25 protein-coding genes are annotated in these 20,755 nt (G+C 68.5%); 12 read left to right on the top strand and 13 right to left on the bottom strand.

Annotation, left to right across the window (positions count from 1 at the left end; genetic code table 11):
- Positions 1-18 precede the first annotated feature (18 nt).
- Together ACQUQR_RS14105 and ACQUQR_RS14100 are read right to left on the bottom strand one after the other, a co-directional pair.
- Positions 19-825, bottom strand: a complete 807-nt coding sequence (locus ACQUQR_RS14105; RefSeq protein ID WP_435197143.1) for a DUF63 family protein — start codon at positions 823-825, stop codon at positions 19-21.
- Positions 826-877: 52 nt separating this feature from the next.
- The gene (locus ACQUQR_RS14100; RefSeq protein ID WP_435197142.1) at positions 878-1,825 is read right to left on the bottom strand and encodes a ribose 1,5-bisphosphate isomerase; all 948 of its coding nucleotides are present in this window, start codon (positions 1,823-1,825) and stop codon (positions 878-880) included.
- A 117-nt stretch (positions 1,826-1,942) separates the two neighbouring features.
- Between ACQUQR_RS14100 and deoC the strand changes: the two genes are divergently transcribed.
- Positions 1,943-2,617, top strand: a complete 675-nt coding sequence (gene deoC / locus ACQUQR_RS14095) for a deoxyribose-phosphate aldolase (RefSeq protein ID WP_435197141.1) — start codon at positions 1,943-1,945, stop codon at positions 2,615-2,617.
- Here deoC and ACQUQR_RS14090 read toward each other — a convergent pair.
- Positions 2,606-4,126, bottom strand: coding sequence for a spermidine synthase (locus tag ACQUQR_RS14090; protein ID WP_435197293.1), 1,521 nt, complete (start codon positions 4,124-4,126; stop codon positions 2,606-2,608). The genes deoC and ACQUQR_RS14090 overlap by 12 nt on opposite strands.
- A gap of 181 nt (positions 4,127-4,307) precedes the next feature.
- On the opposite strand from ACQUQR_RS14090, the gene ACQUQR_RS14085 reads away from it, so the two are divergent.
- From ACQUQR_RS14085 to ACQUQR_RS14075, 3 genes are all read left to right on the top strand, one after another.
- Complete coding sequence (locus tag ACQUQR_RS14085) at positions 4,308-4,823, top strand: winged helix-turn-helix domain-containing protein (RefSeq protein WP_435197140.1); 516 nt, start codon at positions 4,308-4,310, stop codon at positions 4,821-4,823.
- On the top strand, positions 4,820-5,290 hold the full coding sequence (locus ACQUQR_RS14080; RefSeq protein WP_435197139.1) for a hypothetical protein: 471 nt from the start codon (positions 4,820-4,822) through the stop codon (positions 5,288-5,290). The genes ACQUQR_RS14085 and ACQUQR_RS14080 overlap by 4 nt, the downstream gene beginning before the upstream one ends.
- 76 nt (positions 5,291-5,366) lie before the next feature.
- Complete coding sequence (locus ACQUQR_RS14075) at positions 5,367-6,650, top strand: tRNA (N(6)-L-threonylcarbamoyladenosine(37)-C(2))-methylthiotransferase (RefSeq protein ID WP_435197138.1); 1,284 nt, start codon at positions 5,367-5,369, stop codon at positions 6,648-6,650.
- A 105-nt stretch (positions 6,651-6,755) separates the two neighbouring features.
- On the opposite strand, the gene ACQUQR_RS14070 is transcribed toward ACQUQR_RS14075, so the two are convergent.
- On the bottom strand, positions 6,756-7,940 hold the full coding sequence (locus tag ACQUQR_RS14070; protein WP_435197137.1) for a CBS domain-containing protein: 1,185 nt from the start codon (positions 7,938-7,940) through the stop codon (positions 6,756-6,758).
- A 78-nt stretch (positions 7,941-8,018) separates the two neighbouring features.
- Between ACQUQR_RS14070 and ACQUQR_RS14065 the strand changes: the two genes are divergently transcribed.
- The 4 genes from ACQUQR_RS14065 to ACQUQR_RS14050 all read left to right on the top strand — a co-directional run bounded on the left by ACQUQR_RS14065 (position 8,019) and on the right by ACQUQR_RS14050 (position 8,994).
- The gene (locus ACQUQR_RS14065) at positions 8,019-8,210 is read left to right on the top strand and encodes a hypothetical protein (protein WP_435197136.1); all 192 of its coding nucleotides are present in this window, start codon (positions 8,019-8,021) and stop codon (positions 8,208-8,210) included.
- Positions 8,211-8,232: 22 nt separating this feature from the next.
- Entirely contained in the window at positions 8,233-8,472 is a 240-nt protein-coding gene (locus ACQUQR_RS14060) for an Hsp20/alpha crystallin family protein (protein ID WP_435197135.1), read from the top strand.
- Between the two features lie 82 nt (positions 8,473-8,554).
- Entirely contained in the window at positions 8,555-8,704 is a 150-nt protein-coding gene (locus ACQUQR_RS14055) for a hypothetical protein (protein ID WP_435197134.1), read from the top strand.
- Entirely contained in the window at positions 8,701-8,994 is a 294-nt protein-coding gene (locus tag ACQUQR_RS14050; protein ID WP_435197133.1) for a type II toxin-antitoxin system VapC family toxin, read from the top strand. The genes ACQUQR_RS14055 and ACQUQR_RS14050 overlap by 4 nt, the downstream gene beginning before the upstream one ends.
- 178 nt (positions 8,995-9,172) lie before the next feature.
- Here ACQUQR_RS14050 and ACQUQR_RS14045 read toward each other — a convergent pair whose 3' ends face one another.
- The 5 genes from ACQUQR_RS14045 to ACQUQR_RS14025 all read right to left on the bottom strand — a co-directional run bounded on the left by ACQUQR_RS14045 (position 9,173) and on the right by ACQUQR_RS14025 (position 12,609).
- Complete coding sequence (locus ACQUQR_RS14045) at positions 9,173-9,721, bottom strand: hypothetical protein (RefSeq protein WP_435197132.1); 549 nt, start codon at positions 9,719-9,721, stop codon at positions 9,173-9,175.
- Positions 9,722-10,147, bottom strand: a complete 426-nt coding sequence (locus ACQUQR_RS14040; RefSeq protein WP_435197131.1) for a hypothetical protein — start codon at positions 10,145-10,147, stop codon at positions 9,722-9,724.
- Positions 10,137-10,991 carry an FAD:protein FMN transferase gene (locus tag ACQUQR_RS14035; protein WP_435197130.1) on the bottom strand — a complete coding sequence of 285 codons (855 nt, stop codon included), beginning with the start codon at positions 10,989-10,991 and terminating at the stop codon, positions 10,137-10,139. Before ACQUQR_RS14035 ends, ACQUQR_RS14040 begins: the two co-directional genes overlap by 11 nt.
- Positions 10,991-11,392, bottom strand: coding sequence for a hypothetical protein (locus ACQUQR_RS14030; protein ID WP_435197129.1), 402 nt, complete (start codon positions 11,390-11,392; stop codon positions 10,991-10,993). The genes ACQUQR_RS14035 and ACQUQR_RS14030 overlap by 1 nt, the downstream gene beginning before the upstream one ends.
- Positions 11,393-11,457: 65 nt before the next feature.
- Positions 11,458-12,609 (bottom strand): hypothetical protein, encoded by a 1,152-nt coding sequence (locus ACQUQR_RS14025; protein WP_435197128.1) that lies wholly within the window; start codon positions 12,607-12,609, stop codon positions 11,458-11,460.
- Positions 12,610-12,790: 181 nt separating this feature from the next.
- Here ACQUQR_RS14025 and ACQUQR_RS14020 point away from each other — a divergent pair, with 181 nt between their 5' ends.
- Positions 12,791-13,804, top strand: coding sequence for a helix-turn-helix transcriptional regulator (locus ACQUQR_RS14020; protein WP_435197127.1), 1,014 nt, complete (start codon positions 12,791-12,793; stop codon positions 13,802-13,804).
- On the opposite strand, the gene ACQUQR_RS14015 is transcribed toward ACQUQR_RS14020, so the two are convergent.
- Together ACQUQR_RS14015 and ACQUQR_RS14010 are read right to left on the bottom strand one after the other, a co-directional pair.
- Positions 13,779-14,702 (bottom strand): cation diffusion facilitator family transporter, encoded by a 924-nt coding sequence (locus tag ACQUQR_RS14015; protein ID WP_435197126.1) that lies wholly within the window; start codon positions 14,700-14,702, stop codon positions 13,779-13,781. The genes ACQUQR_RS14020 and ACQUQR_RS14015 overlap by 26 nt on opposite strands.
- A 22-nt stretch (positions 14,703-14,724) precedes the next feature.
- The gene (locus ACQUQR_RS14010; protein ID WP_435197125.1) at positions 14,725-15,273 is read right to left on the bottom strand and encodes an HIT family protein; all 549 of its coding nucleotides are present in this window, start codon (positions 15,271-15,273) and stop codon (positions 14,725-14,727) included.
- Between the two features lie 224 nt (positions 15,274-15,497).
- Between ACQUQR_RS14010 and ACQUQR_RS14005 the strand changes: the two genes are divergently transcribed.
- Entirely contained in the window at positions 15,498-15,701 is a 204-nt protein-coding gene (locus tag ACQUQR_RS14005) for a hypothetical protein (protein WP_435197124.1), read from the top strand.
- Positions 15,702-15,750: 49 nt separating this feature from the next.
- On the opposite strand, the gene map is transcribed toward ACQUQR_RS14005, so the two are convergent.
- Positions 15,751-16,647, bottom strand: coding sequence for a type II methionyl aminopeptidase (gene map / locus ACQUQR_RS14000; protein ID WP_435197123.1), 897 nt, complete (start codon positions 16,645-16,647; stop codon positions 15,751-15,753).
- 170 nt (positions 16,648-16,817) lie between these two features.
- Here map and ACQUQR_RS13995 point away from each other — a divergent pair, with 170 nt between their 5' ends.
- Positions 16,818-17,525 (top strand): metallophosphoesterase, encoded by a 708-nt coding sequence (locus ACQUQR_RS13995; RefSeq protein ID WP_435197292.1) that lies wholly within the window; start codon positions 16,818-16,820, stop codon positions 17,523-17,525.
- Complete coding sequence (ppk1, locus tag ACQUQR_RS13990) at positions 17,522-19,759, top strand: polyphosphate kinase 1 (RefSeq protein WP_435197122.1); 2,238 nt, start codon at positions 17,522-17,524, stop codon at positions 19,757-19,759. Before ACQUQR_RS13995 ends, ppk1 begins: the two co-directional genes overlap by 4 nt.
- Here the strand turns inward: ppk1 and ACQUQR_RS13985 are convergent.
- Complete coding sequence (locus ACQUQR_RS13985; RefSeq protein WP_435197121.1) at positions 19,756-20,655, bottom strand: isoaspartyl peptidase/L-asparaginase; 900 nt, start codon at positions 20,653-20,655, stop codon at positions 19,756-19,758. The genes ppk1 and ACQUQR_RS13985 overlap by 4 nt on opposite strands.
- Positions 20,656-20,755: the final 100 nt, after the last annotated feature.

The following is a 20,755-nucleotide window of genomic DNA, read 5'->3' as shown; positions in this document are numbered from 1 at the left end:
AAAACCCCAGCGGTCCCGTCACGCGATGGCGAAGAGGACGAGATTGTGCGCGCCGGGGCCGAGCCCCACCGCGGCCACCGCACCGAGCGCGAGCGCCCCCTCGCCGGGCTTCTCTCGGACGTAGGGGACGAGGAGGTTCACGACGAGGGCCGCGAGCCCCACCTTCACGAGGACGAACAGCCAGCCCTCGGGGAGGGGCGCGAAGTGCCCGAACTCGATGAGAAGGGCGGAGAGGGGCGTCTGCTCGCCGAAGCCGAGATGCAGCCCCACGGCGGTCGAGATGCCGTCGAGCACGTGGCCGAAGACGGCGAGGGCACCCGGCGCGCCCGCGACCCGGAGCGAGAGCCGGTCACGGAGCCCGAACCAGACCCCCGCGGCGACGAGGAGCGAGGCGAGAAGCCCGAAGAGGGGCCACGCGAGCGTGAGCGTCCCCCGCGAGAGGGCGACCGTGGCCGCGTACGCGAGCAGGAGCCCGGCCACACCCGTCCCGACGAGCGCGAGCCCACCCGGTACCGTCTCCACGCTCCACCCCTCCGCGGGACGGGGTGCAAGCAGCGCCCACACGGCCCCCGCGAGGACGAACGTGGTGACGTAGACGGTGGGAGAGCCGAACAGCGGGGCGACGAGGGCGGGGACCACGCGAGCCTGAAACAGCGCGTAGCCGGTCGCACCCGCGACCATCCACGGGGCGAACGCGGCGACGACCTGGGGCGTGATCGCCGGGGAGCGGCGATGGAGCAGCCCCACGACAGCGACGAGCGCGAGGAGCACCGCGACGAGATACGGCAGGGGTGGCAAGGCGGTGCCAGAGGGGAGCAGTGCCATAGCGGCTACTGCCCACGCGGGGACCAAAGCGTTCCGATAGCGAGTACCGCCGTCACTCGCTCCACGGCTCGTCCACCTGGTCGCCGTAGAGCTCCCGCATGAGCGAGACGATGCTCTCGGGCGGGAACTGCCCCTTCTCCGTGACGATGGCGTCGAGGTGTCTGGGCGGGGTCACGTCGAACGCGGGGTTCCGGACGGTGATCTCGCCGATCTCCTCTCGGGACTCGTCGTCGATGACCTCCCTCTCCGCGCGCTGTTCGATCTCCACGGCCTGCCCGGTGAGGGTGTCCGGATGGAGCTTCAGGGTTCCCGCGGCGACCATCACCGGGACGCCGCGCTCGCGGGCCAGGACGGCCAATCCAGACGTGCCGACCTTGTTGATGACGCTCCCGTCCGCGGCGATGGAGTCCGCCCCGACGATGACGTGGTCACACTCGTCGAGGAACCGGTGGGCCGCGTTGTCGACGATGAGCGTCACGGGGACCCCCAGCTCCCGGAGCTCTTTCGCCGTGATGTGCCCCTGGTTCCGGGGGCGGGTCTCCTTCACGTACGCCTCGACGTGCTTCCCCTGCTCGACGGCGGCCCGGACCACGGCGACCGCGGCGGTGGAGTGGCAGTGGGTCATCACGGTGTCCCCGTCGCGGAGCCGACCCGCACCCACGCGCCCGAGCCGCCCCTGTGCGCGGTCGAGGTCCGTCCGGAACGCCTCCGCCCGGGTGACGACGGAGGTGCGCAGGTCCGAGACCGTCCCCCCGTGCATCCCGTGGAGGACGTACCGGAGGGCGTTCGGGAGGGAAACGGCGGTGGGGCGGGTGTCGGCGAGGGTGCGGGCCGCGGCCCGCATCGCGGCCCGGAACGCCTCGGGGTCCTCGGTCTCGATCCACTCGGCCTGTGCGGCGAGTGCCCCCGCGGCGGCGTCCGCGATGGTCGCCGCCCCCCGCGTCTCCATCGACGCGATGGCGTCGGCGACCTGCTCGACCTCGGGACAGACGGAGTCCATGGTGGACGTTAGCACGCGAGCGGGAAAAGCAGGGTGGCGTGGAGCCGACGGCGGACGAGGCCGAACGAACACGGGCGAGAGCGGGGGACCTTTTGTCTCCGCAATCGAGGAGGGGGTATGAACCGAGAGGAGTTCGCGGCCCGCATCGACCACACCGTACTCGGCCCGGAGACGACGCTCGCGGACGTGAAGGAGGTGCTCGACGAGGCGACGCAGTACGGGATGAACGCCTGCATCCCCCCGTGTTACGTCGCGGAGGCGGCCGACTACGCGCCCGGGGTCACCCTCGCCACCGTCGTCGGCTTCCCCCACGGGCAGGAGTCGACCGAGACCAAGCGCGCCGAAGCCGAGTTCGCGTGGCACGACGGCGCGGACGAGCTGGACATGGTCATCAACGTCGGCCGGCTCAAAGCGGGCGAGGACGAGGCCGTGCAACACGAGATCGAGGAGGTCGTCGCCGCCGTCCCCGTCCCGGTGAAGGTGATCATCGAGTCGTCGCTGCTGACGAACGACGAACTCCACCGCGCCTGTCAGGCCGCCCAGGACGCCGACGCCGACTTCGTCAAGACCGCGACCGGGTTCGCCGTCGGCGGGGCCACCGTCGAGGACGTCCGGGAGATGTCGGAGTACCTCCCCGTCAAAGCGTCGGGGGGTGTCGGCTCCTACGCGGAGGCGATGGCGATGTTCGAGGCCGGCGCGACCCGCATCGGCGCGTCGTCGGGCGTCGAGATCGTGGAGGGGTATCCGGACGATGAAGAGGAGGAGACCGACGAGGAGGCCTCAGACGACTGAGGCCGCGGAGACCGCACGCGGTCCGAGCCGGGCTCGGTCGGTCGTCCCGTTGTACCCAGTAATCACGTACCGCTGGCCCGACCCCTCGTCGAGCAGTCTATCGACGGGCGCGTGGTCGTCCGTGAGCACGGGCACGTCGTCGGTCGGGATCGACTCTCCGCGCTGGTAGCGGCGGATCTGCCGGGTCAGGTCGAGGCCGATATCGCGCTCCTCGTTCGCCCGCTGGAGTTCGGCCTCGGTGTAGGGCTCTCCCTTCGTCGCCACGAGCTCGATGTTCTGGAGCGCGTTCGTGTTGCTCGTCGGGAACGCGTAGACGTGGGGGTACACCCGTCCGAGCGTCTTCACCTCCGCGCGGTAGAAGGCGCTGCCCTGCCCCGAGCGCGCGGCGATGACGTTCGCGAACAGGACGCCGTCGTCGTCCATCTTCGAGGAGGTGAGGGCCATGAACTCCCGCGTCGTGAGGTGGAACGGCACCCGGTCCTTGCGGAAGGCGTCGAGGACGATGAGGTCGTAGGTGTGGGTGGTCTCCTTCAGGAAGCGCCGGCCGTCCATCGTGTGGACGGACAGCCGCGGGTGGTCCCGGGGCACGTCGAAGTACGTGTAGGCGGCGTCGACGACGGCTGGGTCGAGCTCCACCACGTCGACGGTGACGTTCGGGTACTCTTCGAGGAAGCGTTTGGGGCCGGAGAAGCCCCCGCCGCCGACGAACAGCACCCGGTCGACGTCCTCGGTCATGAGCAGGGGGATGTGGGCGTACGCGGAGTAGCCGAAGACGTACCCCTCGCGCTCGTCGGTGTACATCGCGCTCTGGGGGACGCCGTCGAGGAACATCGTCCGGACGCCGTCGTCGTCGACGACCCGTAGCTCGGAGTAGCGCGTCGACTCCTCGTGGACGACGTTCGCGGGGGTGGGGACGCCGTAGACGCCCACGAGCGCCGCGGCGAGGAGGACGCAGGCCGCGAGGCCGACCTGCGCGACTGCGCGCGGTTCCGCGGGCGCGACGCGGAACGCACCCGCGAGGAGAATCCCACCGAACACCAGCTCGGCCTGCAGCACGGAGAGGAACGGGATCAGGACGAACGTGGCTCCGAAGGTGCCGACGATGGAGCCGACGGTCCCCAGTGCGAACACGCGGCCCGCGGACTCGCCCGACGACTGGGCCTGTGAGAGCTCCGCGGCGAAGGGGCTGAGGAGCCCTAACAGGACCGTCATCGGGCCGAACAGCACGATGATAGGGGGGATGGCCGCGTACCGAGCGGGAATCGGAAGCCCGGCGAAGAACCCGAGCAGGGGTTCGCCGGCGACGATGAGCAGGGCGGTGAAGCCGACACCCGCGAGCAGGATGGCGGAGAGCGATTCCCGGGAGGCGTGGGTGGCGGCGCGCTTGCCCCCGAGGTAGTAACCCACGGAGAGTGCCGTGAGGAAGACGCCGATAACGGAGCCCCAGACGTAGACGGAGGAGCCGAGAGCAGGCGCGACGATGCGGCCGGCGAGGATTTCGAGCCCCATGCTGGCCGTGCCGCCGGCGAGGACCGCGACCTCGGGCGTGGAGGGACGGAGACGCACATGCGTTCATGCAACCGTGGGGGCTTAAGCCCAGTCGAGGTGGAAACACTGGGGTGCGAACCGGGGCAAAGAAAGAATAATTTTTGCACAGAAATTATTTGTTCCCAGTCACCGTAGGGAGGGTATGGTCGACGAGACGTGGGACGACATCAACGAGCGCGTGGCCGAGGAGTGGACGGCCGAGACGACGCCGTTCGAGCGGGTGTACGAGGTGCTCGAAGGGACCCACGAGGGAGCATCCGCGGCCGAGATCGCCGAGCGTGCGCTCGTGAGCGAGCCGACCGCCAGGCGGCATCTCGACGCGCTCGTCAACACCGGGTTCGCCGCGACCGAACAGGACGGTCGCACCACGCGCTATCGGCGTGACGACGACCGGGTGCTGATGACGCGAATCCAGGAGCTCCGGGCGGAGACCACCCACGAGGAACTGCTCGATGGCATCAGACGGATGAAGGCAGCCCTCCGAGAGTACGAGGAGCGGTACGACGCCCGCTCTCCCGAGGAGCTGGCTCGACAGTTGCCGAACGATGCGCGCGACGAGTGGGAGGACGTGACCACGTGGCGGACCACCCGGCAGAACCTCGCGGTCGCGCAGGCGGCGCTCTCCTACGACGAGGCCAGCCGAGAGCTCACCGCATGACGGACCGCTCGGATGAGTTTGGGACGATTTATCTTCCGGCACTCCGGCGAATCCGGGACCTGTGGACCGACCTCGAACCGCTGACCGTCGAAACCGGGTACGACGACCCGATCAACCCCACGGAACTCCGGGTGACACTGGACGACGGTATCGATGCGGCCGACACCGCGAGGATCGACATCCAGTGGAGCACGCTGGACAACTACACGTTTCATTACACCGACAGCGCGGGGCTGAACTGGCGGTTCGACCGCCACCCGAACACCCACTCGCCCGAGCGACATTTCCATCCGCCAGCCGAGGATGGGACTCGCGAGGGAAGCAACGACGGGACAGTCGACCCGGAACCGTCCTGCATCCAGGTCGGCGAGGTATCGCTCGTGACCCGTGCCGTCCACAAGCTATGGCGGGTCGCCTACGAGAGCGGAGACCCGACTCGGCTCAACACGCTCTCGAATCCGCCCTAAGTCTCGGTTCGGATGCGGCAGTCGCTCCGCCCCGGAAGCGTCGCGCTTTTTGCCCCGCGCTCGAATGACCACACGAATGGCCCGGTATCACATCGAGACGTACGGCTGTACCTCGAATCAGGGCGAGAGCCGTGAGATCGAGCAGCGGCTCCGCGACGCCGGCCACTACCGCGTCGACGGGCCCGAGGAGGCCGACGTCGCCATCCTCAACACCTGTACGGTCGTCGAGAAGACGGAGCGGAACATGCTCCGCCGGGCCAAAGAACTCGAGAGCGAGGTGGCGGATCTCATCGTCACGGGCTGTATGGCCCTCGCGCAGGGCGAGGAGTTCGCAGAGGTGAACGCACAGGTGCTCCACTGGGAGGACGTCCCCAACGCCGTCACGAACGGGGAGTGTCCGACCACGACGCCCGACTCCGAGCCGATCCTCGACGGCGTCGTCGGCATCCTCCCCATCGCCCGCGGCTGTATGTCGAACTGCTCGTACTGCATCACGAAGTTCGCGACGGGGCGCATCGACTCCCCCTCCGTCGAGGAGAACGTCCGGAAGGCCGAGGCGCTCGTCCACGCCGGGGCGAAGGAGCTCCGCATCACGGGTCAGGACACCGGTGTCTACGGCTGGGACCAGGGCGAGCGAAAGCTCCCCGAGCTTCTGGACCGCATCTGCGACATCGAAGGGGAGTTCCGCGTCCGTGTGGGCATGGCGAACCCCGGCGGTGTCCACGGGATTCGCGAGGAGCTCGCGGAGGTGTACGCGCGAAACGAGAAGCTCTACAACTTCATCCACCTGCCCGTCCAGTCCGGGTCGGACGACGTGCTGGAGGCGATGCGCCGCCAGCACCGCGTGGACAAGTTCAAAGAGATCGTGGAGGTGTTCGACGGGAAACTCGACCACTGGACCCTCTCCACCGACTTCATCGTCGGCTTCCCGACCGAGACGGACGAAGACCACGAAAAGAGCATGGACCTCCTTCGTGAGGTGGCCCCCGAGAAGATCAACGTCACGCGCTTCTCGAAGCGCCCCGGCACCGACGCTGCGGAGCTGAAGGGGCTCGGTGGGACGCTCAAGAAGGAGCGCTCGAAGGCGATGACCGAGCTCAAGATGGATGTCATCGGCGAGGCCTACGAGTCGATGGTCGGCGAGCGCCACGAGGTGCTCGTCGCCGAGGAGGGGTACGGCGACTCCGTGCAGTGTTACGACGAGGCCTACCGCCAGCTCGTCATCACGGACGCCTCCGAACACGGCATCGAAGTGGGTGATTTCGTCGAGGTGGAGGTCAGAAGCGCCCAGACCGTCTACGCCTTCGCCGACCCCGTCTCCTCGCCCGATTGCGAGCCTCGCTCCGCTCGGCTCGCGTGACTCGGAGTAGTGACTGGCGTCACTACCCCTCGCCCGCCCGCAGCGAGGAGGCCGCCGCCGCGGACTGATTCTCACTCGTCGCGGGCCTGTCGGCCCACTCACCGCTCACAGGTGCCCGCGCACCTTCGCCCGCTCTTCCGGGTCGAGCGGCTTCTTCGACCGGTCGAACGTCTTCTCGTCGATGATGGAGCGTTCGAGGATGTCGCAGGCGAGCCCGAGCGCGTGGCTCGCACCGTACCCCTCGGCAGTGCCGACGAAGTGGCCCTTGTCGGTGAGCAGGCGCACGCGGGCCTGCAGCAGGGGGGTCCCCCGGAGCTTCTCGTCGTGTTTGTGGAGATGGGCGACGGCCTCGTAGACGCGCATCCGGCGGTGCTTTCCGGCGACGGCCTCGACCATCTCCGTCACGTCCTGCGGGACGCAGTCGTCCAGCAGGTCGACGCCGATGATCTGGACGGGGAGGCGGTCCTCGTCGGTCCAGGTGAGCGCGCGGAGCACGTCGGTCTTGGTGACGATACCGGCCGGGCCGCCGTCCTCGACGATGAGTGAGGAGACCCCGTTTTCGAGCATCGTCTCGACGGCGCCACCGAGTGGCGCGTCCGGTTCGACGGCGAGCACGGGCCGGGACATCGCGTTCTCGACGGGGAGATCGAGCATCCGCTGGATCTCGCCGGAGCGGGAGCCGTACCCCCCGCGACCCCGGCCGCCGTGGGCGTCGAACCGCGGGCTGTTCCCGCCGCTGGCGCGGTCCATCTTCCGAGCCGAGAAGTCCACGAGGTCCTGCTGGCTGACGATGCCGACGACCGTGTCCCCGTCGACCACGGGGAGGTGGGTGATGTGGTGCTCGCGCAGGAGATGCAGCGCCTCGCCCACGCTCGTCCGGCGGGAGACCGTCTGCAGGCTCTCGGTGTAGACGTCCGAGACGGCGAGCGCGTCGAGATGCTCGCGAACTTCCGCCAGCAGGTCCTCCGCCGTGACGACGCCCACGAGGTCGCCGTCCTCGAAGACGGGGAGCGCCTTCGCGTCGGAGTCGACCATCAGGCGGGCGACCGTCCGGATGTCGTCGTCGGGGGCGGCCCGCGCGACGTGCCAGCAGAGGGTGCGGGCCTTCGTCGACGGCGTCCGGTGGGTCGAGCCGAACTGCTTTGCCGTCACGAGGCCGGCGTACGCGCCGTCGTCGGTCACCACCACGGCCTTCGTCACGGGGTCGTCGAACGCCCCCGCCACCTTCGAAGCCGGGGTCTCCGCGTCGAACGAAACGAACTCGTCAGAAACGATGGCACCGATGTCCATGTCCTACGTTCGACCTCCGAAGATATGAGGTTGTTTACCACACCACACGGTTAGGTCCGCGCCGGTCCTATCTCTCTCATGCTCGCGCGGGTCATCCACGCGCCCACGAGCCAGCGGTGTTACGCCTGCGGGGAGCGGGCCGATATCGCCGTCGGACGCGGGCGTCGGCTCTGGTACGTCTGCTGGGAGCACGCGCCCGAACTCCTCGAAGCGGGGGGCGTGATCCTCGGCGGCGAGCTCGAATCGGGACGCCGGCTGAAAACGGGATAGCGGTCGGGCACGTAGAGGGGGCATGGACGGCGTTCTCGAACTCCCGACCGAGGTGCAGGACCGGCCCGACAAGTACGTGATCTACGTCGACGCGCCCGAGTGCCGGGCACAGGACGTGCGGGTGAGCGCCCGCAAGCGGCGCGTGCAGGTGACGACGCCGCAGGGGACCTGCACGGTCACCCTCCCCGACCCCATCGACGAGGCGGGGATCGCCGCCGAGTTCTTCGGCGGGGAGCTCCGCGTCGCGGTGCCCAAGCGGTAGTCCGGAGAAAATCCTCGGGGCGGCATCACCGGGGGAAGCAGTGCCCGAAGGTTTTTGCCGTGGTGAGAGCCTACTCGTTGGTATGAGCCTCACGACCGACGACTTCGCTCCGTACACCCGAGACCCGGACGCGGACCCCGACAAGCCGCTCGGCGACGCTCTGGCCGAACTCGCTGTCGATGTCGATATCGACTCCGTCGATGCTGTCCGTGAACTGCGCGAAGACGTATGAGGCTGTTTCTGGACACGAACCTCTTTGTGGCGGTGCTCACTGACGAGTCGGCGCACGCCACGGATTCGAGACGGGTATTGAACAGCGAGCACGACCTGTTCACCTCCGTGTTGAATCTGATGGAGCTCCGAACTGTCCTCACGAAAAAGAAGCTCTTCGAACGGGTAGCTGTCGAGGAAGCCCAGCAACGAATCGTGAATCGGACGACGGTGACCGTCCCCGACGCACAGGACGTACTCGCAGGAAGCAAGCGGCAGGACGAGACGATGTTATTCCGATGGATGCGCTGATACTCACTGCCGCCGAGGCGAGTGACGCCACGCTCGTCACGTTCGACGAGGAACTGTTGGATCACGGTGCAGTAGCGCCGACGGAGATAGCCTGAGTCAGCCGTACGATTCCCACACCGAAACCGAAACGGACCGACACGAGTGAGTCCCCGACGTTCAGAAGACGGCGTCGGGAACGCTAGCTCCGACTCGGCTCGGGGTACCCCTTGTTCACGAGCAGTTTCAACACGAGGACGTACGCCACGAACGCCGCGGCCGCGAAGACCGCGGCCCGGACGTAGCCGGTGACGTCCGTGCCGACTGCGACGACGTGGACCGTCGCGAAGCCGAACCCCGCGTAGGCGAGCGCGTGCACGAGCCGCGGGGTCCACGGCCGCGAGAAGCGCCGTGGGTCCAGAAAGCCGAGCGCCGCGACGATGACCAGTCCGAGGGCGATGATGCCGACGGCGACCCCGACGAGCAGGTAGGTGGTCCCGAACGTCGGGGCGGGGGAGGCGCCGGTGTACACCTTCCAGGTGTCGATGGAGCCGAGCACCCCGTGGACGAGCATCATCAAAAGCGCGAACACCGCGATGGGGACGTGGACCGTCAGCGCCGCGCGGTGGGCGATACCGAACTTCGTCGCCGTCCGCGGGCTGTAGAGGATCCCCGTCAGCGTGGCGAGGAACAGCGCGCCGTACGCGATGAGTGCGGTCGCGCGGTCCAGCAGCCAGAGCGTCGGTGCCATCTACGAGGCCCCCGTCTCCTCCTCCGGCGCGGCCGACCCGCCCGTCGAGCCACCCGTGCTCCCCGTGGAGCCGGCGGACCCGGTCGTGGTCGACCCCGTCGTGGCGTTCGCGCCCGTCCCGACGTAAGCGTAGACGGGGGTGCCGGCCGGGATGGTGACCGTCTCCCCGTCGCGACGGGTCGTCATCGGTTCGTCCGTGTAGCCGACCAGCACCGGCTCGACCGTCGCAGCCGTGTCCGACCCCCCAGCTGCCGGGGTGGTCGCCGGGACCGTGCCGCTGTCCGTCGACTGCGGGACCTCTGCCCCGGCAGCGGCCGGTTCTGGCCCGTCGAGCGACGTGCGATATCCGCCGATGCTGGCCGCCGCGAACAGCGACGTGACCAGCATGACGACCGCGAGCACCTGGACGATGCGTTCACGCGACATGGTGGTGGAACCCCTCCGTCTCGTGGAAGACGCCGTGAGTGACGAGGAACGCTTCGAGCCCCGGCCACGACTCGGCCAGCTCGATGGCCTCGGCCGGTGGCGTGGCGGCCAGCGTCGTCGCGAGCGCGTCCGCCTCCATGCAGTCGCGCCGCGCCACGACGGTGACGAGCTCGTTTGCCGCGCCGAGCCGCGACTCGTCGGGGGCGTAGATGTGGTCGACGTCCTTCCGTCGGCGACGGTACGACCCCGAGCTGGCGATATGCCAGTCCGTCTCGAGCACCTTCAGATACTCGTCACAGCCGTCGAGCGGCTCGATACCGACGGTGGTCATCGGCCGGGCGATATCCCCGCCGCCGTTGACGGAGGCGCGGACGCCGACGCCCGTGGCCGCCTCCCACGCTCGGTCGACGAGGTACCCCTTCGCGAGCCCATTCAGATCGACCTCGGTGGTCGCGCGGACGGTATCGCCGTGGACCTCGACCGCACCGGTCCCGAACGTCGTGTCGACGCGGGTCGTCTCGCCGCGGATGTACTCCTTCACCGCGTGTTCGACACCGCCCTGCGTGATGGCGAACCGCCCGTCCGTTCGGTCTGTGTAGCGCTGTGCCCGCCGGACGATGGCGGCGACGTGGCGGTCCGTGACCTCGCCCTCGCGGTTGAGCGCCGCGACGGCGCTGTCCGGGTCGAACGCGTTCAGTCGCGATTCCAGCTCGCGGGCGGTCCGTTTCGCCGCCCGCACGGCCGCGTCGGCCCGGACGCCCGACGCGCGCACCGAGAACTCGGTGTCACAGCAGTCGAAGGTCGTCGTCGCGGTCCCGAGTCGGTCGTAGACGTTCGCCAGCATCAGTCGTCCTCCTCGTGGTCGTCGTCGGTCTCGTAGCGGTACTCCGTCTCGCCATCCGGCGACTCGTAGCGATACTCCGTCTCGCCGTCGTCGTGACTGATCTCCCACTCACCGGGGCCCTCACCGGGGGGATAGGGCGCACCCGGTGGGGTGTCGGACGCCGGCTGGACCACCACCGTCGGGGTGGACTGTGGCGTGGCCGTCGACTCCGGCGTCGGCGTCTCCGCGGCCACGGTGCCGTTCTCCGCGGCCGTCGACTCCTCGTCGAGCGCGGGCTGGTCGTTCGGAAGCAGGTCCTCCGCGAGGCCCGGGTTCGCGAGCAGGCCGGTGAGCGCCCCCGAGAGGACGATGCCCGCGAGGGCGAACGTCACCAGGGTGTGCTTGCTGACTGGGTTCCGCATCTATGCCATCGCCTCCGTTGGCGAGTGATTCGTCTGGGTAGGGATCGCGTACATCGGTTCTCGTATCAGGTGTCGGTCGATTCCGTGGGTTCGGGTGTCTCCGTCGGTTCGGGTGTCTCCGTCGGTTCGGGTGTCTCCTCTTCGTCGCCGTCCGCACACTGCTCGTCCTCGTCGTCCGCATCGTCCGCATCGTCGTCCTCGTCTGCCGGACAGTCGTCGGTCGGCTCCGGCGTCGTCGCCTCCGTATCGCCCGCGTCGTCCGAGTCCCGGGTAGGGGCCTCCATGTTCGAGGACGGGGTGTCCTCGGAGTCGTCCTCGGTTTCGTCGCGCGGGCTGATCTCCTCTTCCAGTTCGAAGACGGCGCCGGAGGAGCGGTCGACGGTGACCTCCGCTTCGCCGGAGACCGAGCGGGTGCCGAGTTCGAACGCGAACTCGTAGGCGTCGTCGTCGGTCTCCGCCTCGACGAGCCGCCACGGGTAGTCGGAGAGGGCGGCGCGGGCCCGGCGCTCGGCCGTCGCCCGCGTGACCGCGGTCGAGTGGCTCCCCGACTCGACCTGGCGGTCGCTGGCGACCTGCCGGCTCCGGGTGCCGTCCTCGCGCTCGACGGTGACCTCGATGGTGTCCCCGTCGGTCGCGGCGATGGAGGCCTCACCCCCGCCGCCCGTGTAGCGCTCGGAGAGGGCGTGCACGGTGGCGCCCTCGACGGGGCGGAGCCGGTCCATCGCGTCCTGGAGCGCGCCCCGGTCGACACCGGCCGCGCGCAGGGTCTCGTTCGTGAACGGCTCCATCCGGTCGAGAAGCACCGCGTAGCTCGTACGGGTGTTCCGCGCGCGGATGCCGAGTTCGGCGAGCTCCCGGCCGTACGCCTCGGCTGACAGGGTGCCGTTGCGGTAGCGGGCCGTCGCCGTCTCGTAATCCGTGCGGATGGCACGGGCTCGCTCCTCGAGCTCCGTCGCCCGGGCCGCGATGGCCCGGAGGCGCGTCTCGTTCGCACCCGTGATGGCCGCGTCGGCGAGTCGCGAGCGCACGTCGTCGCCCGCGGCGAACAGGACGGTGCCGACCTGCTCACCGACGGACGGGGAGATGCGCTCCGGCTCGCCACCCGATGCCAACGCGGACGCCTCACGTCCCGCGGGTTGGACGCCCGTCCCCGAGAGCACGAGCGTCGCGACCAGCAGGAGCACCGCGAGTCGTGTCGGCTGTCGCGTCGTTGGCATCACCTCCGTCCACACGAGGGAGGCCCATAAACGGGGGATACGCTGTCGGGATTTTCTGGATAGTTGCACTCTTTTGCGAGATTATCCCTCAGTTAATCGGACAATTTCGCCGAATTTCGCCGGATTTCGTGAAAGGACTGGACGGTTTATAGCCGTCGATTAACGAGTAGTCAGACACGAGATGTCCGGGGCGCGATACGGGTGGGTTCGGCTGCTCCTGGCGGTAGCGGTGGTCCTGTCGCTCGTCCCCGCCGCCGCGGGCGCGCAGCCCGCGACACCGGAGCCGGACGCCACGGTGACGCGGGTGGAGCTCCACGCCAACGGCTCGGCGACGTGGACCGTCCAGATCCGGACGCGGCTGGAGACGGACGCGGACGCCGAGGCGTATCGCGCGTTCCAACGGGCGTTCAGAAACGACTCCAGTGCGACGTTCGACCCGTTCAGACAGCGGATGGAGCGAGTGGTCGCCAGCGCGGCGAACGAGACGGGCCGGCCCATGGAGGCGACGAACTTCGCCGCGACGACCCACGTCCAGGAGGTGCCGCGGCGCTGGGGCGTCGTCACCTTCCGCTTCCGGTGGACGAACTTCGCCGCGACCGAGGACGGCTACGCTGCGGGCGACGTCTTCGGCACCGGCTTCTTCCTCTCGGAAGGCGATACGCTGGAGATCGTCGCCCCCGAGGGGTATCAGATCACGGCGGTGGAGCCCGAGCCCACCTCCCGCGACGGGCAGACCGTCCGGTGGACGGGCCGGATGGATTTCGCGGAGGACCACCCGCGCGTGGAGCTACGGGATACGACGACGCGGACGCCCCTCGGGCGGACCGAGACGCTCGCGGTCATCGTCACCGTCGGGAGCGTGCTCGCGCTCGGCGCCGTCGCGCTGTGGGTCCGGCGACTCCACCGCGAGGAGCCGCCAGGCCGGCGGCCCCCGGTCGAGACCCGTACGGTCGCCACACCTGCGGAGCACGAGGAGCCCGCCACTCCGGACGACCGCATCCGGACCGGCCCCGAGCGCGTCCGGGCGCTCCTGCGCGAACACGGCGGCCGGATGAAGCAGGCCGAGATCGCCGACGCGCTCGACTGGTCCGCGTCGAAGACCTCGCGGACGCTCTCGGAGATGGCCGAGTCGGGGAAGATCCGGAAGATCCGCCTCGGCCGCGAGAACGTCATCGACCTCGCCGAGGACGGATGAGCCGGTCCACCTCGGTGTCCTCCTTCCACTCGCCGAGCTCCTTCGGGTCGACGTGGACGAACACGTCGTCCACCTCGGGGAGCGCCCGGATCGAGTCGACGACGGCCGTCTCGATGGCGTGCGCCTCGTAGAGCGTCTTCTCCCCCTCGACCTCGATATGCAGCGACACGTCGATTTCGGGGCCGACGTAGTGGGCGACCACGTCGTGGGCCCCCTGCACGTCCGGGTGGGCGAGCGCTCGGCGGAGGATCTCCGCCCGGAGGGCCTCGGGGGGTGCCGCACCGACGAGGTAGTTCACGTTGTCGCGGACGATATCCACGCCCGTGACGAGGATACCCACCGCGACGACGCTCGCGGCCAACGGTTCGAGCACCGGGAATCCGAACCCGGCACCGACGACGCCGACGAGCGCCGCGCCCGCCGTGAGGATGTCGTTGCGGTTGTCGACGGCCGTCGCCGTGAGTGCGGGCGAGCGGTGGGTTTCGGCGACGGCGAGACAGTAGCGGTAGAGCCCGAACTTCACGACCGCGGCGACGAGGAGGACGGCGACGGCCGCGGGACCGCGGGCGACCTGGATATCCCCCGAGAGGAGGGTGGTGACGGACTGATAGAGGACGAGACAGCCCGCGCCGAGGACGCCCACGGCGACGAACAGCGAGACGAACGGCTCGATGCGCTCGTGGCCGTGTGGGTGCTCGAAGTCCGGTGGCTGGGTGGTGAGATACAGCCCCGCGACGACGACGACGGAGTAGACGGCGTCCGCGAGGCTGTTGACGGCCTCCGAACCGACGGCGAGACTGCCCGTCAGGTACCAGACCCCGCCCTTCGCGACGGCCAGCGCGAGGTTGGCCGCGAGGATGAGGAGCCCGACCCGACGGAGGGCGGACGCCCGTGCCATAGCGGGGATTGCGCGGCCTCCGTTATAGGGGTTCGCCGAACGCGACGGCTGTCTCGGGACCCGGAACGGTCGCCCCCTCCTGCTGGGCGAACGCCTCGTGCAAGCGGTCGTAGGTGTCCGCGATCCCCTCCACGATGACCTTCGTGTCCGAGATGACGGGCATGAAGTTGGTGTCGCCGGTCCACCGGGGCACCACGTGCGTATGGAGGTGGTCGTCGATGCTCCCGCCCGCGGCCGCCCCCCCGAGGTTCTCCCCGGCGTTGTAGCCGTGCGGTCCCATCGCCTCGTCGAGCGCGTCGAACGTCCGGGCCTTGAGTCGCCCGTGGGCGAGCATCGTCTCGTCGTCGAGTTCGCGCCAGTCGCCCACGTGGGCGTGGGGAATCACCATCAGATGCCCCGGGTTGTACGGGTAGTTGTTGAGGAGGACGAACGCCCCGTCGTTGCGGGCGACCACCTTCGCCTCGCGGGCGTTCTCGCGCTCGGGGAGCGTACAGAACACACACCCCTCGATCTCCTCGCCGTCGTCGCGTTCGACCCACTCGATCCGCCACGGCGCGAACACCTGATCCATACCCCCGTCTCCAACGGGCGTCCGGATAACCGTGTCCGTCGCCCGTCTCCTCGTGGTACTTAATTCTTTTGTCCGTTCACTCGATTTCAGCGTTCGAGACCCCCCGCGATGAACCGTCTCGCGGCCGGTCCGGGAGTCGCCGTCGCTCCGTGTGAGGGTCTGACGAGAAACGGTCTGAACCGCATCCCCCTTTTATCCAGTTCCCCGTCGCACGAGAGGATGCAATGGCGAGCACAACCCACCGCGACGACGATTCGATGCTCGAAGAGTGTCCGTCGTGTGAGCGCGAGACCCCCCACAGCGTCTCGGTGCAAATCCTCACCGAGAGCACGAAAGCCGAGAACGCACAGTTCTCGCGCGAGCCCTACCGCGTCGCGACCTGCCAGGCGTGCGAGCACGAGACGAAGACCCGGATGAACAACGCCTAAGCGAACTCCTTCTGCGCGCTCCGACCGGCGAACCCCGGCCGTGAGCAGCTTACCGTGAACGCGTCGTCACTTCACAGCCGTCCTCGGTGACGATGACGGTGTGTTCACGCTGCGAGACCAGATACCCCTCGTCCTCCTGCAACACGGGGTAGCCGTGGACCGCACCGGCCTGCTTCAGTCGCCGCAGCGCCATCCCCGACCGTGAGGTGTCGAGCCAGCGCCGGGCGAACGGGAGCGTCTTGAACTCCGAGACGATCTGTTTGAGCGCCTCGCGCGCCTGCCGGTTGCGGACGGAGGCCTCGCGCTCCAGCGAGTAGATCTCCTCGGCCGAGCCCTCGTGGACCTTCCCGCCCCCGTCGGTCGCGAACGGCTCGATGGCGACCACGTCACCCACCTCGAGTTCCACGCCCGTCTCCACCGCGCGGTTCGGGATGTTCGGCGAGGTGTGCTGCTCCCAGTGGCCCAGCCCGTGGCCCGTGAGGTTCACGACGGGGTTGTAACCGTAGCCGTCGATGACGCGCTCGATTTCGGCCCCGATTTCGCCGGTGTGGACGCCCGCCTCTACCGTGTCGAGGGCGGCCTCTAACGCCTCCTCCGAGGCCGCCACGAGGTCGTCGGTGCCCGTGAAGTCCACCGTAATCGCCGTATCGGCGAGCCAGCCGTCGATGTGGACGCCGATGTCGAGTTTCACCATCTCCTCGCCGATGGTGCGCTCGTCGTCCGGGGCAGCCGCGCCGTGGGCCGCCTCGTTGTCGACGCTCACGTTCACCGGGAACGCCGGGGTCCCGCCCAGCTCCCGGATGCGCTCTTCCGCCCACTCGGAGATCTCGAGGTAGCCCGTGCCGACCTCCAGTCGGTCGGCGGCCTCGTCGCGCACCTGCGCGAGGATGCGACCCGCCTCCCGGTGTTTCTCGTACTTCTCGGCGTCGAGGTCCACGTCAGTCATACCTGCCCCTCCGACGGGGGCGGAAAAAGGGTTTGTCGTTGCTCGCGAGTGCGGGTATGGCTATATACCCCATGGGCGATAACATATAAACGATTTATTCCCTCGATAGTGTTCTCCCGGCAATGGCGACGAGTGAAACGTTTTCAGACGGCGACGCGAACCTGGAGGAGATGGTCACGGCCACGGATTTCAGCCCCGCAGTCGCACCCCTCGTCCGCGAGGTGGACGCGGACGCGTGGGAGGAGATCTACATCGTCGGGGACGTCCACGGCTGCCGCAGCGAGCTGGAGACGCTCATCGCGACGCTCGACCCCTCCGACGACGACCTCGTGGTGTTCGTCGGTGACCTCGTCCGGAAGGGGCCGGACAGCCGCGGTGTCGTCGAGCTCGTCAGCGGCCACGAGAACTTCATCTCCGTCCGCGGAAACAACGAGGATAAGCTCATCCACGGTCGGAAATCGCTCGACGCGGTCACGGAGCCGTTCGACGACTACCTCGAATCGCTCCCCGTCGTCCTCCTGTTCGACGACGCGATGGTCGTCCACGGTGGGGTCGACTACCGAAAGTCGTTCGCCGACCACTCCATCGAGGAGCTGCTCAACAGCCGCGCGATTCCCCCCGAACAGGGCTACGACGGCCCCTTCTGGTACGAGGGATACGAGGGGCCGCCGCGCGTCTTCTTCGGCCACACGGTGCTCGACGAGCCCGTCGTGGGCGAGTGGGCCGTCGGCCTCGACACCGGCTGTGTCTACGGTGGCGAACTCACGGCGTACGACTACCGCAACGACGAGCTGCTCTCGGTCCCGGCAGAGAGGGAGTATCAGTCCCGCGCTGACCGGAAGATCATCGAACCTACCGACGGCTACATCGAGATATGAGCAGCGACGGGGGCGACGAGACGGGCGTACCGTCCGGGGAGACCGCCACCGATGGTGAGCGCCCACGCACGACCGGCATCGCCGACGCCTGGGACCCCGTCTCCGGGGACGTGGCACTCGACGATTCACGGCTGTATCTGAACCGCGAGCTCTCCGAGCTGGAGTTCCAAGAGCGCGTCCTGTACGAGGCGCTCGACGACCGCAACCCCCTCCTCGAACGGGTGAAGTTCCTCGGCCTCCTCACGAAGAACCTCGACGAGTTCTTCATGAAGCGCATCGGGGGGCTGAAACAGCAGATGGCCGCCGACGTGACGGAGCTCACGCCGGATGGCCGAACCCCCGAACAGCAGTGGGCCGAGGCGCTGGAGAAGGCCCGGCCGATATTCGAGCGGCAGGTCACCAGCTGGCACGACGAGCTCCGGCCCGCGCTCGCCGCGGCCGGTATCGAGGTCGTGGACCACGACGACCTCACCGCGAGCGAACGGGCTGGCCTTCGGGACTACTTCGAAACCTCGGTGCTTCCCACGCTGACACCGCTCACCTTCGACCCCGCCCACCCGTTTCCGTTCCTCTCGAACCTCTCGCTGTCGCTCGCGGTCCGGACCCAGCGGGAGGGTGAGGACGTGAAGTTCTCCCGCGTGAAGATCCCCGAGAACCGTCCGCGGCTGGTGCAGGTGGGCGACGACGACGACGTGTTCGTCCCCTTAGAGCAGGTCGTCGCCGCGAACCTCGATCTGCTGTTTCCGAACGTCGACATCCTCGATTACGCCGCCTTCCGGGTGACGCGGAACGCCGAGGTGCGGCGGAACGAGGAGGTCGCGGAGGGCCTCATCGAGATGATAGAGGGCGTCCTTCGGGAGCGGCGGTTCGCCACCGTCGTCCGGCTCGAAGTCGAGGAGGGCATACATCCGGACGTCCGCGACCTGCTCGTTACCCAACTCGAACTCGACGAGCGAGAGGTGTTCGAACGGCCCGGACCGCTCGACTTCCGCGACCTCCGTCGAGTGGCTGACCTCGACCGCCCGGACCTCTCGCTCCCGTCGTGGACGCCGAAACACCATCAGAGCCTCGCGCGGTTCGGGAGCGAGGACGACCGGAGCGTCTTCGAGATCATCAGACGGAACGACGTGCTCGTCCACCACCCCTACCACTCCTTCGAGGAGACGGTCCAGTCCTTCTTCGAGGAGGCCGCCCACGACGACGACGTGCTCGCCATCAAGGCCGCCATCTACCGGACCTCCGCCGATTCCAAGGTCATCCAGAGTCTCATCGAGGCCGCGCGAAACGGGAAACAGGTGGCCGTGATGGTCGAACTCAAGGCCAGGTTCGACGAGGAGAACAACCTCCGGTGGGTCCGCCGGCTGGAGGAGGAGGGAATCCACGTCGCCTACGGCACGATCGGCCTGAAGACCCACTCGAAGATCGCGCTCGTCGTTCGCGATGAAGCCGACGGTGTCACCCTCTACTCCCACGTCGGGACGGGGAACTACCACGCGGAGACGGCGAAGACGTACGTGGATCTGGGCCTTCTGACGGCGGACCAGGCCATCGGACAGGACCTCACCCGCGTGTTCAACTTCTTCACCGGCCACTCCTTCCACGAGGAGTACCGGAAACTGCTCGTCGCCCCCGTGACGATGCGCGAGACGTTCGTCGAGCACATCCGCCGCGAGGCCGAGCACGCCCGCGCGGGGGAGGGGGGCCGCATCGTCGCGAAGATGAACGCGCTGGAGGACCCGGCCGTCGTCAAGGAACTCTACGAGGCCTCACAGGCCGGCGTCGACATCGACCTCATCGTCCGGGGAATCAGTCGCCTGCGTCCCGGTCTGGATGGTATCAGCGAGAACATCGACGTCCGCTCGGTGGTGGGACGGTTCCTCGAACACTCGCGAATCTTCTACTTCCACGATCGAGGCGATGAGGCGTTCTACATCGGCTCAGCCGACTGGATGACGCGGAACCTCGACCGACGGGTCGAGGCCGTCGTCCCCGTCGAGGACGAATCGCTCCGTGAGGAACTGCGCTTCATCCTCGACACCTTGCTCGCAGACAACCGCAAGGCGTGGGAGATGCAGTCCGACGGCTCGTACGTCCAGTGTCGCCCCGGCGAGAACGAGCCGGTGAACACCCACGAGGTGCTGATGGAACGGGCGACGCGGAACGCGCCGGATCGGGAGAGCCGCGAGATCTACGACGCCGAGTCGCCGCTCGCGCCGGGCGACATCGACCGCTAGGTCTCGTCGCTCGCCACAGCGGTCTGCATCGCCGCGCTGTTGTACGCCGCCCCCGTCGACCCGTCGTTGCGGATGACGATGATGCCTGCTTCGCTCCCGGTGAGGTCCTCGAACTCCTCGATGGCGAGGTCGGCGGCGGCCTGTGCATCCCGTCCGTGTTCGAGGTGGTCGACGGCCCGCCGGGAGAGCGTCACCCGGGCGATATCCTCCCCCGCGCCCGTCGCGCTCGCCGCGCCCGCGCGGGTGGCGTAGAACCCCGAGCCGATCTGGGGAACGTCGCCGACGCGCCCGGCCAGCGCGAGCCACCGGCCACCGGTCGAGGTGGCCGCGGCGACCCGGTCGCCGTCACGGGCGACGGCACCCACCGTGTCACACGACTTCCCCCGTCCATCCGAGCCGGCCCCGTCACTCCCCCCGAACCGCTCGCGGAGCCACTCCAGCTGCTCGCGTTTCTCGGTCAGCGGCGGGACGTCCTCGAGGGTGTTCCACCGTTCCTGTGTCTGCTCGGACCAGAGGTCAACGCCCGTCTCGACGCCGAACGCAGCCGCCAGGTCGACGGCGTGGACCCCCGAGACGAGGACGTGGGGGGTCTCCTCCTTCACGATGCGGGCGACCTCCGCGGCGTGCTCGACGCCCGGCATCGAACAGGCCGCGCCCGCCTCCCTGTCGTCGGTCATCACGCCGGCGTCCGTGCGGATGACGCCGTCAGACTGGACGTCGCTCCCGACGCCCGCGTTAAAACGAAAGTCGGATTCGAGCACGCCGACGGCCGTACAGACCGCGTCGGTGACGGTCGCCTGTTCGGCCCCGCTCGCGGCCGCGTCGTCGAGGACCGCCTGTCTGTCGGGAGGTTCCTCGGGAGGGCTACCGGCACCACCGTGGACGAGTACACGCATGCGCGAGCAGTCGCGTGCCTCCGGCTTAATTCTCGGGTGTCGGGAACTGTAATGGTCGTTCGTACAGGATTCGAGCGGAGATTGGTAACGCCTTTCAGTA

The organism is Natronomonas sp. EA1 (assembly GCF_051195035.1).
Classification (GTDB): Archaea; Halobacteriota; Halobacteria; order Halobacteriales; family Haloarculaceae; genus JBNTJV01.
This window is presented reverse-complemented; position numbering and strand designations above follow the sequence as displayed.

Excerpts from the sequence above, each read along its gene's own strand:
- ACQUQR_RS14105 (WP_435197143.1), bottom strand. The coding sequence starts at position 825 with ATGGCACTGCTCCCCTCTGGCACCGCCTTGCCACCCCTGCCGTATCTC.
- ACQUQR_RS14100 (WP_435197142.1), bottom strand. The coding sequence starts at position 1,825 with ATGGACTCCGTCTGTCCCGAGGTCGAGCAGGTCGCCGACGCCATCGCG.
- deoC (WP_435197141.1), top strand. The coding sequence starts at position 1,943 with ATGAACCGAGAGGAGTTCGCGGCCCGCATCGACCACACCGTACTCGGC.
- ACQUQR_RS14090 (WP_435197293.1), bottom strand. The coding sequence starts at position 4,126 with ATGGGGCTCGAAATCCTCGCCGGCCGCATCGTCGCGCCTGCTCTCGGC.
- ACQUQR_RS14085 (WP_435197140.1), top strand. The coding sequence starts at position 4,308 with ATGGTCGACGAGACGTGGGACGACATCAACGAGCGCGTGGCCGAGGAG.
- ACQUQR_RS14080 (WP_435197139.1), top strand. The coding sequence starts at position 4,820 with ATGACGGACCGCTCGGATGAGTTTGGGACGATTTATCTTCCGGCACTC.
- ACQUQR_RS14075 (WP_435197138.1), top strand. The coding sequence starts at position 5,367 with ATGGCCCGGTATCACATCGAGACGTACGGCTGTACCTCGAATCAGGGC.
- ACQUQR_RS14070 (WP_435197137.1), bottom strand. The coding sequence starts at position 7,940 with ATGGACATCGGTGCCATCGTTTCTGACGAGTTCGTTTCGTTCGACGCG.
- ACQUQR_RS14065 (WP_435197136.1), top strand. The coding sequence starts at position 8,019 with ATGCTCGCGCGGGTCATCCACGCGCCCACGAGCCAGCGGTGTTACGCC.
- ACQUQR_RS14060 (WP_435197135.1), top strand. The coding sequence starts at position 8,233 with ATGGACGGCGTTCTCGAACTCCCGACCGAGGTGCAGGACCGGCCCGAC.
- ACQUQR_RS14055 (WP_435197134.1), top strand. The coding sequence starts at position 8,555 with ATGAGCCTCACGACCGACGACTTCGCTCCGTACACCCGAGACCCGGAC.
- ACQUQR_RS14050 (WP_435197133.1), top strand. The coding sequence starts at position 8,701 with ATGAGGCTGTTTCTGGACACGAACCTCTTTGTGGCGGTGCTCACTGAC.
- ACQUQR_RS14045 (WP_435197132.1), bottom strand. The coding sequence starts at position 9,721 with ATGGCACCGACGCTCTGGCTGCTGGACCGCGCGACCGCACTCATCGCG.
- ACQUQR_RS14040 (WP_435197131.1), bottom strand. The coding sequence starts at position 10,147 with ATGTCGCGTGAACGCATCGTCCAGGTGCTCGCGGTCGTCATGCTGGTC.
- ACQUQR_RS14035 (WP_435197130.1), bottom strand. The coding sequence starts at position 10,991 with ATGCTGGCGAACGTCTACGACCGACTCGGGACCGCGACGACGACCTTC.
- ACQUQR_RS14030 (WP_435197129.1), bottom strand. The coding sequence starts at position 11,392 with ATGCGGAACCCAGTCAGCAAGCACACCCTGGTGACGTTCGCCCTCGCG.
- ACQUQR_RS14025 (WP_435197128.1), bottom strand. The coding sequence starts at position 12,609 with ATGCCAACGACGCGACAGCCGACACGACTCGCGGTGCTCCTGCTGGTC.
- ACQUQR_RS14020 (WP_435197127.1), top strand. The coding sequence starts at position 12,791 with ATGTCCGGGGCGCGATACGGGTGGGTTCGGCTGCTCCTGGCGGTAGCG.
- ACQUQR_RS14015 (WP_435197126.1), bottom strand. The coding sequence starts at position 14,702 with ATGGCACGGGCGTCCGCCCTCCGTCGGGTCGGGCTCCTCATCCTCGCG.
- ACQUQR_RS14010 (WP_435197125.1), bottom strand. The coding sequence starts at position 15,273 with ATGGATCAGGTGTTCGCGCCGTGGCGGATCGAGTGGGTCGAACGCGAC.
- ACQUQR_RS14005 (WP_435197124.1), top strand. The coding sequence starts at position 15,498 with ATGGCGAGCACAACCCACCGCGACGACGATTCGATGCTCGAAGAGTGT.
- map (WP_435197123.1), bottom strand. The coding sequence starts at position 16,647 with ATGACTGACGTGGACCTCGACGCCGAGAAGTACGAGAAACACCGGGAG.
- ACQUQR_RS13995 (WP_435197292.1), top strand. The coding sequence starts at position 16,818 with ATGGTCACGGCCACGGATTTCAGCCCCGCAGTCGCACCCCTCGTCCGC.
- ppk1 (WP_435197122.1), top strand. The coding sequence starts at position 17,522 with ATGAGCAGCGACGGGGGCGACGAGACGGGCGTACCGTCCGGGGAGACC.
- ACQUQR_RS13985 (WP_435197121.1), bottom strand. The coding sequence starts at position 20,655 with ATGCGTGTACTCGTCCACGGTGGTGCCGGTAGCCCTCCCGAGGAACCT.